We start from the raw sequence: 12,923 nt of genomic DNA, 5'->3' as shown, positions 1-12,923 counted from the left end.
TTATATAGTAGTCACTTCAAGAAGTACAGTATGGACAATACCATTATAAGAAAATACGATATTAGAGGTATAATAGGCAAAGACTTGCAGATTAATGATGGGTACGAGATAGGTAGAAAGTTTGGCCAAACCGTAGCTAGTGTTTGTGTCGGCTACGATAGCAGAATAGATTCACCAGGTATAGAAAGAGAATTAATTAGGGGCTTAACTTTATCCGGTGCAAATGTTATACGCGTTGGACTATGCTCTTCACCTATGCTTTACGCTGCAACACAAATCACACAGGCGGATCTTGGTATCATAATAACTGCCTCTCATAACCCCAGCGAATATAATGGCTTTAAATTTTTTAGTAATAAAAAAGTCTTCTCAGATCAAGAAATGAAGGAAATTATAAGCAGTCCAATTAAAAACAGCACAAGAATTGGAAGCTTAATTAACATAAATATATATAGTGAGTACATTAGCATATTGAAAAGTGCAGTGAAGAATAATACTACACAGAAATTAAAAATAGCCTGGGATTGTGGAAATAGTCCAGCAAGTGGAATTATAAGGTATATTGAAAAGATCTTGCCTGGTCATACGCACATCGTAACCAATAACTCTATAGATGGGGCATTTCTACTGCATGATCCAGATCCCATAGAGGAAAAAAATCTTGCTCAATTAATTGACATTGTGAAGGAATATGGATGTGATCTTGGCATTGCGCTAGATGGCGATAGCGATAGGGTGCGCTTAATTGATAATAAAGGCAACGTTGTTTCCAATGACCATTTATTTATAATTTTTGCACGTGAAGTGTTGGAGGAATATCCAGAAAGCAAAGTTATTGCTAACGTAAAAATGAGTATGAAAGTGCATGATTTTGTTAGCAAGTTAGGAGGGCAAGTTATCACCTGTGCTACTGGACATTCACTAGTTAAGAAGAAGATGGTAGAGGAAGAGGCAAAGTTTGCTGGTGAATTAAGCGGGCACTTCTTCTTTTCTGAGCTAAGTTTTGATGATGGGCTATATTCTGCTGTTAAAGCAGTTGACATTTTGCTTAAGAAAAACCAAAGCCTATCTCAGGTGATTGAGGATTTACCGAAGTTATATATCACTCATGAAGTGAAGATTGTAGTGAAAGATGAGAAAAAGTTTCAAATAATTGAGTCAATAAAGAAAACACTGGAGCAGCAAAATATTGTATTTTCAGATCTTGATGGTGTTAAGGTAACCGATAATAAAGGTTGGTGGCTTCTTAGGGTATCAAATACGCAAAACTGCATTACAGCAAGATGCGAAGGAGAGACTTTAGAGGGTTTTGAACTTACTAAAAAGGTTTTGTTCCATTACATTGATGAAGCAAGGTCTTTAAATTGTAGCTACTCACAGAAATAAATTTGATTTATAAAATTGACATGAAAGTATAAAGATAAATAGGCTAAATGTACTTATCATCTGGTCAGGCTGCAGCATTATTTCGTGTAACCGTTTGCGGGTCCACTTAATTCTGCAATTCTTTGATCTCACTCATGGAGAGGCCAGTAAACTTAACAATAGTGGTGACATCAACATTATTAGCTAGCATTGTTTTTGCAACTTCAATTTTTCCTTCCTTTTTAGCATCATCAAGTTTTTGTTCAAGAACAGCCCGTTCATCACGAATACGTTTTATTTCCTGTTCGTAGGCAATAAATTCTTTCTCTGACCAGTTGAATCTATTTAGTTCTTCATATGCCTTTTTAATTATTACATCACTACCTATTATCTTTTCCAATTCTTCTTCGCTAGTTTCATCTGCATATTTAAAATAATAGATCCATTTTTCAACTATACTCTCCAATTGGTCTTCTTTAGTTTTAGGAAATTTTGGTAACTCAATAAATGTAAAATAAAAATCTTTTAAATCATGTTCATAGCTATCTTTGTCTAACATTACATGATCTGACTTATACTCAGATTTATTAGGAAAGAGAATACAATCAGCAATAGCTATAAAAATGATTTCTTTAAGACCCTGATATTGATCACCTTTATCAGCTTGCCTTGAATAAGCTTTAGCAGCGTAATATTGAGCGCGTTTTTCAAAGCCTTTAGTTTTGGCAACTTGCATTTCGACTATTACTTGCACCCCATTTTCATCCCTGCAAAGAACATCAACGATACTTTGTTTTTTAGAGGCAATTTCAGCATCTTGAATAGTGCTGAGGAATTCTATTTCTTTTATTTCATCTTTGCCAGTGAACCCCAAAATATCATTGAGAAAGTGAATGAGGATGTCTTTATTTTTTTCAGTACCAAAAATACGCCGAAACGCAACATCATTCTTGGGGTCGAGAAACTTAGAAAGAGCCATAAAAAAATTTTTAAATGTATCTTTATATTATATATTCTTATTGATAATAATTCAATAATTTGTCATCTTTTTTGTTAACTTTACTGATGTTGCCAGAGGGAACGTTGTTGCAAAATTTTGTAAAATTTATTATCCTAAGGTTTCAAGTCCTCACAGGTTTATTGGAACTATATGTACAATGTGTTTATCAGTGAAAATCCGGAGAAAATGATGGGGGAAAAGTTAATACATTACTTTAGCCAGGGTAAATGCGAAGGCAATGCAGAAATGAAAAATCTGCTGGGAGGAAAGGGGGCAAATTTAGCAGAAATGTGCAATGTTGGCATTCCTGTTCCACCTGGTTTCACAATTTCCACCTCTGCTTGCAAAGTCTATTATCAAGACAATAGATCTTCTGTCATCCAAGTATCTGATTACTCGGATCCAGAAAAAAATGTGGTCACGCACTGGAATGACATATGTAGTGGAATTAAAAACTACATGACGATGCTCGAAAATGACATCGGTTGTAAATTTGGGGATTTAAATAATCCCTTATTAGTTTCCATACGCTCTGGTAGTGTTAGTTCAATGCCGGGCATGCTTGATACTATTTTAAATGTTGGTCTAAATGATGAAACCGTTGTTGGGCTTGCAAAAAAAAGTGGCGAACGTTTTGCTTACGATAGCTACTGCCGTTTCATCATGATGTACTCCAATGTTGTACTACAGCTTGATCATCACCTATTTCAAGATGTTATTGATAATGAGCAGCAAAAGAGTGGAGCAAAAAGCTTAGCTGATCTTGATGTTGATGTTTTAAAGAGAATTGTTAACGATTTTAAAAAGATAGTATATGAAAAAACTGAGAAACATTTCCCGCAGAACGTTGAAGAGCAATTGTTAAACTCAGTTAATGCAGTATTTGCCTCTTGGAAAAATGATAGGGCTGTTTCCTATAGAAGAATACATAATATTCCTGAAAACCTTGGAACAGCGGTCAACGTGCAAGCAATGGTTTTTGGTAATTTAAATGATAATTCTGCAACTGGTGTGATATTTACACGAAATCCTTCAACTGGAGAAAAAAAGCTTTTTGGTGAGTTTTTGGTTAATGCTCAGGGTGAGGATGTGGTTTCTGGTGTTTATACTCCTATGCCAATTGACGGAGAGCAAAAAAACACCATGGAGAAGTTGCTGCCAAGTGTCTACCGAGAATTATGCGTGGTATGTGAAAAACTTGAAAGGCATTATAAAGACATGCAGGATATCGAATTTACTGTACAGGACGGTAAATTATGGATTTTGCAGACTAGGTCTGGCAAGCGCACGGCTGAAGCTGCTATTCGCATAATAGTTGATATGGTAAACGAAGGAACGATTACAAAAGAAGAAGGAATATTGAGAATTGATCCAAAAACCTTTGACAATTTATTGCATCCAGTTCTTGACGTTAAGAGTGACCAAAAAGTAATAGGGAAGGGGCTGCCGGCTTCTCCAGGGGTTGCTTCTGGATATGTAGTGTTTAGTGCAAGTGATGCTGAAAAAGCTGCAGAGCAGGGCAAAAAAGTGATTTTAGTAAGGTCAGAAACGAGTCCTGAAGATATTAATGGAATGAATGCTGCAAGTGGCATAGTAACAGCACGGGGAGGGATGACCTCGCATGCTGCTGTTGTAACCCGTGGAATGGGTAAGCCATGCATTTGCAGTGTGAGTGGACTTTATATCGATAAAGATGGAACTTTCTTTTCTGTAGGGGATACAAAAGTAAATAAAGGTGAACCAATTACCATCAACGGAGGAACAGGGGAGGTTATGCTTGGCATTCTCCCTACAATTTCACCTGAATTATCGCAAGAATTCAAAACGGTAATCAACTGGATAGATGAAATCAAAACGGTCAAAGTGAGAGCGAACGCTGATACTCCAAAAGACGCAAAAATTGCAAAAGAATTCGGTGCAGAAGGTATAGGCTTATGTCGCACAGAACATATGTTTTTCGCTAGTGATAGAATCGAATTCATTCAAAAATTGATAATAGCTGACGATGAAAATGAAAGGGCAAATGCGCTCATTAAACTAGAAGAAATGCAAAAGTCTGATTTCAAAGAAATATTTTCTATTATGGAGGGCAGGGAAGTCACTATACGGTTGCTTGATCCACCTTTGCATGAATTTTTACCCAATGATCAGTCTACTATAGAAAAAATTGCCAAATCACTTAGTAAGTCAGTTGAGTCAGTAAAAAATAAAATAGCACAGTTATCAGAAAAGAACCCAATGCTTGGCCATCGAGGTTGTAGACTTGCTATTTCTCATCCTGAAATATATAGCATGCAGATTAGGGCAATACTTAGTGCTGCAAGTGAATTAAAGAAAGAAAAGAAGATAGAAGTGGAGCCTGAAATCATGATTCCTTTTATCATGAGCGAGAAAGAATTTATTCTGATATGCGAGCTAGCAAAGAAAGAATCCTCTGTCATCTCACAGACGCAGATTCCAGCGTCACGCGCTGGAATGACATCAGACAAGGCTTATTCAATTGGAACGATGATAGAACTACCAAGAGCAGCACTGATTGCTGATAAGTTAGCAAAACATGCAGAGTTCTTTAGTTTTGGCACTAATGATTTAACGCAAACAACCATGGGACTTTCAAGAGATGATTCAGTTAATTTCCTCGATTCTTATAAGGAAAGCAACATATTCGAAAACGACCCATTTGAAGTGCTGGACATCGAAGGGGTAGGGGAGTTAATCAAGATGGCCATTGAAAGAGGCAAAAAAACCCGAAAAGAAATAAAACTGGGTATATGTGGAGAGCATGGAGCAGATCCAAAATCTATAGAGTTTCTCATCGAATCAGGGGTGGATTATGTTTCATGCTCACCCTATAGAGTACCGATTGCAAAGTTAGTGGCAGCACAGTTTAGTGTTAGATCTAAATTTGCTAGGTAAGTATAGTGGCAGTGTTGGCTACTCATATGGTTTGAGCCCACCAGAGGGTGTCATTCCAGCGCGTGACGCTGGAATCTAGTTTTTATTATGGCCTTCTGGATCCCAGTGTCTGGGCACTGGGATGACATCCTGTTACACGTTCAACTTCATTCTCTCTCATCTCCCTATAACTTGGTAATGTAGAATTTTTTACATGCAACCCGGTGTATATTGCAACCAAAGCAGCTATGACACTGCAAACTACTGCACCAGCTACAAATGGAACCATTACAGCAGCAGTAATGAATAATCCTGTAATAACAACTCCAACAACATCTTTTGTCAATGAGGTGTAAAAATCCTTTTTGCTCTCTTTATATTTAGTTTCTTGTTCATTTGGCATAGAAAATTGAGCATCTACGAAGCCGTTAGCTTTATTATCATTATTTGGTGTGGCAGTTTGCTTAGTATTTGTTTCCTCTGGTATTACAGGCGTTTTGTTTTTGTTATTATGATTATCACCATTGGTACTGGTTAGAGGAACTGTTGCTATAGGTCTACTACCAATGTTCCCATTACTGCTGCAAGGTTTTGCTCTGTTTTCTTCATTAAGCTTACCACTATTCAAGAACGCATTAACAATTTCAGTTTTACCTACCTGTATGGCCACTTCTAAAGCCTCTTTCCTGTTTGCAGGACTCACGTAACCTAAAATTAGCTCAACTTCTTGGACATTACCTTGAACAATAGCAGAATTCAAGGCATGCAATTTTTCTTCTTCATTAAATTTGCCACTATCCAAAAGTACCTTAACAACGTCAGCTTGGTTATTTGTTACAGCTATGTCCAACATAGTTCTACCACCGCTGCTTTTCTTAACTTGAATATCTAACTGTGCGAACAATTCAATAGTTTTTAGAAATACAGTATAATCGTCTGAAACACCGTGCCTTTCTGAACTGGTGGCATCTGCAAGTAAATCAAAAATTTTTGCATCTGTTTTTCCTCCCTGTATCAATGTCCTGTAAAACTTCTCAGCAGTTATATTAGGATTGTTAGTTACAATTCCTTTATCTCTTCATAAGTCATGTCAAATTTTACCACTGTTACTATCTAATTTATTATAGCAACTCTCTCGCAATGAGTCAAGGCATATTGCAGTTTCAAGCAGCATGATATATATTGAATATAGTTCTTAAAGCAAATGATGGAAGATTTAGCCTATAAATTAGTTAAAGTGACCGAAGCTGCGGCGCTTGCTGCATATAAACTAGCAGGCTTCGGTGACGAAAAAAAGGCCGATCAGGTTGCAGTTGATGCAATGCGTACAGTATTAAGTTCAATGGAAATAAATGGTACTATCGTAATTGGTGAAGGTGAGAGAGATGAAGCGCCGATGCTATATATTGGCGAGAAGGTTGGCACTGGAAATGGTCCTGAGATTGACATTGCTGTTGACCCACTTGAAGGCACTACGATTTGTGCTCATTACAAATCAGGGGCAATGTCCGTTCTTGCTGCAACGAAAAAAGGTAATTTTTTACATGCACCTGATGTTTATATGGAAAAGATAGCAGTAGGAAAAAATCTTCCAGAGGGTGTAGTCTCACTAAAAAATAGCATTGAAAAGAATCTAGACAATTTAGCCAAGGCAAAAAAGTGCAAAGTGAATGATCTCGTGGTAACTGTACTTAAACGTGAAAGGCATAGTGAATTAATAGAGAAAATCAGGAAATTAGGAGCAAAAATTAAACTAATAGATGATGGTGATGTTGCGGCCGTAGTTTCACTAGTAAATGGCAATCATGATATGTATATCGGCATAGGAGGAGCACCAGAGGGAGTGCTTGCGGCTGCAGCACTAAGCTCAATAGGTGGGCAGATGGAAGGAAGATTAATATTTGACACAGATCAGTTAAAAGAAAGAGCAAAAGATTTGAACATTCACGATCCAGAAAAAATCTACACCGTAAAAGATATGGCAAGAGGTGAATCAGTGTTTATTGCAACTGGAGTAACAAGCGGAGAACTTGTGGATGGAGTTAAATTGAATCATAATACCTATTCAACTAATTCTTTAATAATTCTGCCTAATAGGCTGATAAAGCTGCAAACAATGCAGAACTTATGTTAGCTTTTTTAGTTTCTAATTTTAGCTTTACAACATTTAGCATTAAGATATAATCAAGTTTACTTATAACAATAGAGGTGTGAAATGTTTTCTAGTATTATAAATCTATTTAATGGTTTGTACAAAAATTCGAGTACCAAGGAAAGTGAAGAAAAGTTGACTCTTCTATCTCCTAAAGCAAATCTTCAATTCGATGAGACTCAGGTACAAAGTGTGCTCTCAGATTTTGAGGAATTGGAGTTTAAGGATAATAAGTGTTTTGACAAAATAGCAGACGATTATGAAAAGAAGGGGAAGAGTTCCCTCTTTAATTACGTGATATTGAATAAGCGGAAAGAAATAATCGATATATTAGATAGGAATCTTCCTCTCCTCGAAGAACAGGAGGAGTTTAGAAAGAAATATGGTCAATATGTTCTTCAAATTGACAAAGGAATGAGTTATGGAAAAGAACTTCAAGATGGACTTCGGTCTTTTGAAGATAGGGCAGAAAAAGTATTATCAGATTTTGAAAGATTGAATTTTGATTTTAAGGATAATAAGTGTGAAGATTCTTCTGATTCCGTAAATTATAATAACGGTTGGCCGGCAGATCCATTTGACAAGATAGCAAATTATTATCGAGAGGATGATATTTTCCTTTTCAATTATGTAGTATTGAGTAAGCGAAAAGAAATAATGGGTATATTGGATAAGAAGCTTACTTCTAAAGATCAGGAGGAGTTAAAAGAAAATTTTAAAAAGAGGTTGGGTAGATATCTTATTCGAATTGGTGAAGGAATGAGCGATGGACAAGAATTTCTAAAAACTGGTAGTGCAATTGCTTTCTTTGATGGGTGTTATGTGCCATGTCCATATGCAAACCGTCTTCTTAATCATTATGACCATCTTAATATCAACATTACTAAACCTGAACAAAGTTTAGAAACCAGTCGTCTTTTCACTGAAAAAACTAAAAGAATGGAAGAAGAGAAAAGCGAGGTAAAAAGAGCAAAAATATACAGCAATGGTGAAAGAATAGTAACAATTGAGAAGAATGAGAAACAACAGAGGAACTACTCCTTTACAAAATTTGCAATATGTGACATCGAAATTAGTTGGGGTGCAAAAGATGAATCTGGAAAAGACCTTAACTGTACTGTTGTTCTAAATATAAATTTAGGTCAAGTTAGTATTAAAAAATCAACTATTGACGGTAAAGATGTTGAACCAAAGAAAATTTTAGAGTTAGCTAAGCAAAACGAGGCTGTGCTTATAAAAGGTAAAGCTTTACATGAAGTTTTAGCAGCACATTTCATTAAGCAAACACCATGTGAGGAAAAGAAGGATATGCAATCGCACGAGAATATCGTTGTACCTGGTTCCGGTGCACCTCGCTCTATTAATGAGGAAATAACTGTAGAGCATCCGTTCGGGAAAGCGGCAAATAAAGATAATCATAGAGAAATGTGAGTTTACAACAAATGGTGCCATGAAAGTAGCTGATACATAACTGTACGAACGTTTGTTTGCGAAGAAATGTTATAGCAGGTTTTGCCTCAAACACAAAGGTGTCATTCCAGTGCTTGACACTGGAATCCGGCCCTTTTACGCAGTCCCATTAAAAACGTTGTATTTTAACGTAGGATTAGCTACTTTTATACTCACCAATTTAATCTCTAATCAAAATTCCTGGATCCCAGTGTCTGGGCACTGGGATGACATCCTCCCTAGTGGATTCAAATCACAATATTCGTATAGTAAGCACTGACCACTTTTGCTTCAATATTTGCGATGCCCCTGAACAGATACAATTATTCTATTATCAGGAGGATGCCATTAATCGCCTTATATAATGCTACTTGTAACACTTATGCCCTGAACGGAGACAGTTTAGGCTGTTATGCCTGGCGGCTTTGTTGGAATAAGTTTTTCAACACTGCTAACAATAAAATTGATTGTATCGTCAGCTACCTTATCGAATTTATCATTTATCTCTTTTCCTATTTCTTGATTTTTAACATATTCGTGTAGAGCTAAAGCAGTTATAGCTGCACATGCTGCAATTAAGCCAGTTTGTGCTATAATGAATAGTGATAATCCTCCTACGAATATAGATGTTAATCCAATAGCCAGGTTTATAATTTTACTTTGTGTTGTTTGTTGTGCTACCTCTGCTTTTTCTTTTTCAAGAGCATTTGATATTGTTTTTGAGGAAATTTTTATCGCGATTGTTGCAATTGCGATCATAGCTAATCCTATGGCTATTTTTGCCAAGAGAAAAAATGATGGCAACACCATCGCAAAGAATAGTAAGCCAGCTCCTGCAATTAGTAACTTGTTTTTAGGTTGGATCCCACTTGTAAACATAATAACCCCTCTATTTTCTAATACTAAGTTATATCTAATATAAAATACGGAGATAGTCAACATATTTTATGAAAGGGCACATTAAAAATTTTTTTCATATTGTTCTTCGCCGCCTCGTGGTTAAATTTGGAATCTTAGAGAGAGGGGTTTAGCTTTACGAGATGTTTTTTAGTGATTATCGTAAGATTCTTGCAACTATTTTAGTGGGAAGAATTCGTAAAATATGAAAAAATAACTGCCAAAAAATTGGAAACGCTATAAGAGGTTGTCCACAAACCAAGGAATACGTAGTATATAAAGAAAGAATATTGAGGTAAGAGATGAGGAAAAAATATCCAACAGATTTAAGTAAAAGGGAGTGGGCAAGAATAGAAAAACACTTCAGAGTATCGTACAAGAAAGGAGGAAGGCCACCAAAATACAGTAAGTGTGAGATAGTAAATGCAATTCTTTATATACTGCGCACAGGATGTCAATGGCGCTATTTACCACACGATTTTCCGCCGTGGAAGGCTGTGCATGAACAGTTTAGAAGATGGAAAAAGCAGGGAATTTTTGAGAAAATGAACTATGATATCACTAAATATAGTAGGTCAAAAATGGGAAGAAATGAGGAGCCGAGCGCATGCATAGTGGACAGTCAATCGGTAAAAACCACGGAAAAAGGGGGGTCAAAGGTTATGATGGTGCGAAAAAGGTAAAGGGGAGAAAAAGACATATAATCACAGATACTCAAGGATTTGTGCTTGGTTGCTATGTAGGAGCTGCAAGCGAAAATGACAGAGATGGGGTGAAGATGGCATTGGACAATATGAAGGAAAAATACAGCAATATTAAGAAAATGTGGGCTGATATGGGATACCAAGGAAAAGATTTAAAGGATTACGTAAAGAGAGAATATGGGATAGATATTGAAATTGTCAAAAGGCCTCCATGTAGGTTTTGGGTGCATAAAGATACACCACTAGAACTATTGCCACAACGGGATCCTGGATTTTCAGTACAGCCGAGAAGGTGGGTGGTAGAGAGGACTTTTGCTTGGATCAATAGAAATAGAAGGCTATCAAAGGAGTACGATTTACTTACAACATCTACTGAAAGTTTCATATATCTGGCTATGAGTAAAGTTATGTTAAGTAGGGAATATGCTTGATTTACTGGTTTGTGGACAACCTCTAACTTTCTTTCCTTTAAATACACTTTTTAAAATATATGCTGCAGCTTTTTGTGGTTCCCATGTAAAGGGAAGTAGTTTATTAGATTTAAGCATATCTGTTTTTACTGGTCCTGGCATTACGGTAATAAATTTTGTGGCACTATTAGCATATTGGATTTTTAGTGATTCAAAACAACTTCTTAGTGCTGCTTTGCTTGCACAATACCCAGAAGCATGTGGTGTTGCATGTACAGCAACAAGAGAAGATATTGCCACAAAAGTTGTTGAATGGCTGTAACTAAGCCATTCTTCAATCCAGTTAATAATCCCAAAATAATTGGTTTCAAATGTTTTTCTATGGATGTCGGTATGAAACTCACCTTCTATCTCACCACATCCTGCATTAAGGAAAAAGAGTTTTGGTATAATGTTTTGCTTTTTTAAAAAATCAGACGAATTTCTAATATTTTCGCAATTACCTACATCACACATTACAGGTAAAAAATTACTACCTAATTCTTTTTTTAATTTTTCCAGTTTTTCAGTGCGCCTTGCAATGCCAACCACAAACCATCCATCTTTAATGAGTAACCGTGCTAAACTTTCTCCAATTCCAGATGATGCTCCTGTAATGAGACAAATTTTTCTATCCATGTGGATTTACCTGACATGAGACATGAACTATAACAGCTATTGCCTATTCATACAAGTTAAACTTGCTATAATATTGGCTAAATAATAAAAAAGGAAAGCTATTTATAATTTTGAATTTTTTTAATTATGTAAATTAAAGAAAACTTTAGTATTTACTTACTTGTGATTTAAAATTCTTATATAATACTTTAAAATGAGCTAAGAGAGAAATAAGTGCAGGACGCAGTTTTAATTTTACAAGATGGTAAATGCTTTTGGGGAAAATCAGTAGGTAAAAAAGGCAAGTGCATAGGCGAGGTTTGTTTTACCACTGGTATGACCGGTTATCAGCATACTATAACTGATCCTTCTTTTGCCGATCAAATTATAACGTTCACTTTTCCTCATATTGGTAACATTGGAATAAACCATAAAGATAATGAAGGAAAGAAAATTTTTGCAAGTGGTGTGGTTATGCGTGAACTTTCTTCTATGTCCCACCCTTCTTCATATATCAGTTTAAATGATTGGTTAGAGAAAAATAACGTGATTGGGATATCAGGAGTTGATACTAGAGCTTTAACGAGACATTTGAGAGAACATGGATCTCAAAATGGAATGATATGCTCATCGAGTAAGGCGCATGCATTAGACAAATTGAAGGAATACAAACCTGTAAATGGGATAGAAATAACCAATAAAGTCAGCTTGCATAGTAATTTTAAAAGTGACCTTAATGCAAAATATAGGGTTGTAATCGTTGATTTTGGCGTAAAAATCAGTATAGTTTCACGCTTAATAGAACTTGGTTGTACAGTTGAATTAATCAGACCAAGCACAGGTTTTGCTCAAAAAGTGTTGAGTATGAATCCAGATGGGATAGTGCTTTCAAATGGTCCTGGTGATCCGCAAGAAATAGGAGAAAGTGTAGTTTCAGAAATAGACATTATTATAAAATCTAAAATACCAATTTTTGGCATATGCATGGGCCATCAATTACTTGCGATTACTTTGGGGGCAAAGACCATCAAGATGGATATAGGTCACCGAGGGAGTAACCATCCAGTTTATGATGTAATTAGTGGAAAAGTTGAGATCACTAGCCAAAATCATGGTTTCGTTGTTGATTCAGCTTCTCTTCTAAGTAATGTTGAAATTACTCACATTTCTCTATTTGATAATAGTGTAGAGGGAATAATGATGAAGGATTACCCAGTCTTTTCTGTGCAATACCATCCAGAAGAAGCGCCAGGTACGCATGATTCGCATTATTTGTTTAAACGTTTTATTGACAATATTGTGTTGTATAAAATGAAATCTGCGTGATTTTAATCAGGGTAGGTTTTATTGCTTGATTTTTTAATTTTAGGCGTTTAGTATTAAATACAATAAGA

Annotated in this window: 10 protein-coding genes; 6 read left to right on the top strand and 4 right to left on the bottom strand. The window is 36.0% G+C overall.

What is annotated here, in order from left to right; genetic code table 11:
* Positions 1-30 precede the first annotated feature (30 nt).
* Entirely contained in the window at positions 31-1,386 is a 1,356-nt protein-coding gene (locus OOK89_RS04780; RefSeq protein ID WP_264718845.1) for a phosphomannomutase/phosphoglucomutase, read from the top strand.
* A 106-nt stretch (positions 1,387-1,492) separates the two neighbouring features.
* Here the strand turns inward: OOK89_RS04780 and OOK89_RS04775 are convergent, their stop codons facing one another.
* Positions 1,493-2,344, bottom strand: coding sequence for an Rpn family recombination-promoting nuclease/putative transposase (locus OOK89_RS04775; protein WP_015589151.1), 852 nt, complete (start codon positions 2,342-2,344; stop codon positions 1,493-1,495).
* Between the two features lie 210 nt (positions 2,345-2,554).
* On the opposite strand from OOK89_RS04775, the gene ppdK reads away from it, so the two are divergent.
* The gene (gene ppdK / locus OOK89_RS04770; RefSeq protein WP_264719324.1) at positions 2,555-5,281 is read left to right on the top strand and encodes a pyruvate, phosphate dikinase; all 2,727 of its coding nucleotides are present in this window, start codon (positions 2,555-2,557) and stop codon (positions 5,279-5,281) included.
* 85 nt (positions 5,282-5,366) lie between these two features.
* Here the strand turns inward: ppdK and OOK89_RS04765 are convergent, their stop codons facing one another.
* Positions 5,367-6,278, bottom strand: a complete 912-nt coding sequence (locus tag OOK89_RS04765; RefSeq protein WP_237357308.1) for an ankyrin repeat domain-containing protein — start codon at positions 6,276-6,278, stop codon at positions 5,367-5,369.
* A gap of 189 nt (positions 6,279-6,467) precedes the next feature.
* Between OOK89_RS04765 and glpX the strand changes: the two genes are divergently transcribed.
* Both glpX and OOK89_RS04755 read left to right on the top strand, forming a co-directional pair.
* A complete protein-coding gene (gene glpX / locus OOK89_RS04760; protein ID WP_151807620.1) occupies positions 6,468-7,394 on the top strand; it encodes a class II fructose-bisphosphatase in 927 nt (308 codons plus the stop codon).
* An 81-nt stretch (positions 7,395-7,475) separates the two neighbouring features.
* A complete protein-coding gene (locus OOK89_RS04755; protein WP_264718843.1) occupies positions 7,476-8,843 on the top strand; it encodes a hypothetical protein in 1,368 nt (455 codons plus the stop codon).
* Between the two features lie 420 nt (positions 8,844-9,263).
* Here OOK89_RS04755 and OOK89_RS04750 read toward each other — a convergent pair whose 3' ends face one another.
* A complete protein-coding gene (locus tag OOK89_RS04750; RefSeq protein WP_264718842.1) occupies positions 9,264-9,740 on the bottom strand; it encodes a hypothetical protein in 477 nt (158 codons plus the stop codon).
* A gap of 320 nt (positions 9,741-10,060) precedes the next feature.
* Between OOK89_RS04750 and OOK89_RS04745 the strand changes: the two genes are divergently transcribed.
* A protein-coding gene (locus OOK89_RS04745; protein ID WP_264718686.1) for an IS5 family transposase occupies positions 10,061-10,893 on the top strand; the annotation gives its coding sequence in 2 pieces (ribosomal slippage) (positions 10,061-10,427 and positions 10,427-10,893; 834 coding nt in all).
* Here the strand turns inward: OOK89_RS04745 and OOK89_RS04740 are convergent.
* Entirely contained in the window at positions 10,873-11,550 is a 678-nt protein-coding gene (locus OOK89_RS04740; protein WP_264718841.1) for an SDR family NAD(P)-dependent oxidoreductase, read from the bottom strand. The genes OOK89_RS04745 and OOK89_RS04740 overlap by 21 nt on opposite strands.
* A gap of 213 nt (positions 11,551-11,763) precedes the next feature.
* On the opposite strand from OOK89_RS04740, the gene carA reads away from it, so the two are divergent.
* Positions 11,764-12,855: a glutamine-hydrolyzing carbamoyl-phosphate synthase small subunit gene (gene carA / locus OOK89_RS04735; RefSeq protein ID WP_264718840.1), complete on the top strand. Its 1,092-nt coding sequence runs from the start codon at positions 11,764-11,766 to the stop codon at positions 12,853-12,855.
* Positions 12,856-12,923: the final 68 nt, after the last annotated feature.

Source organism: Wolbachia endosymbiont (group A) of Lasioglossum morio, assembly GCF_947250585.1.
Classification (GTDB): domain Bacteria; phylum Pseudomonadota; class Alphaproteobacteria; order Rickettsiales; family Anaplasmataceae; genus Wolbachia; species Wolbachia pipientis.
This window is presented reverse-complemented; position numbering and strand designations above follow the sequence as displayed.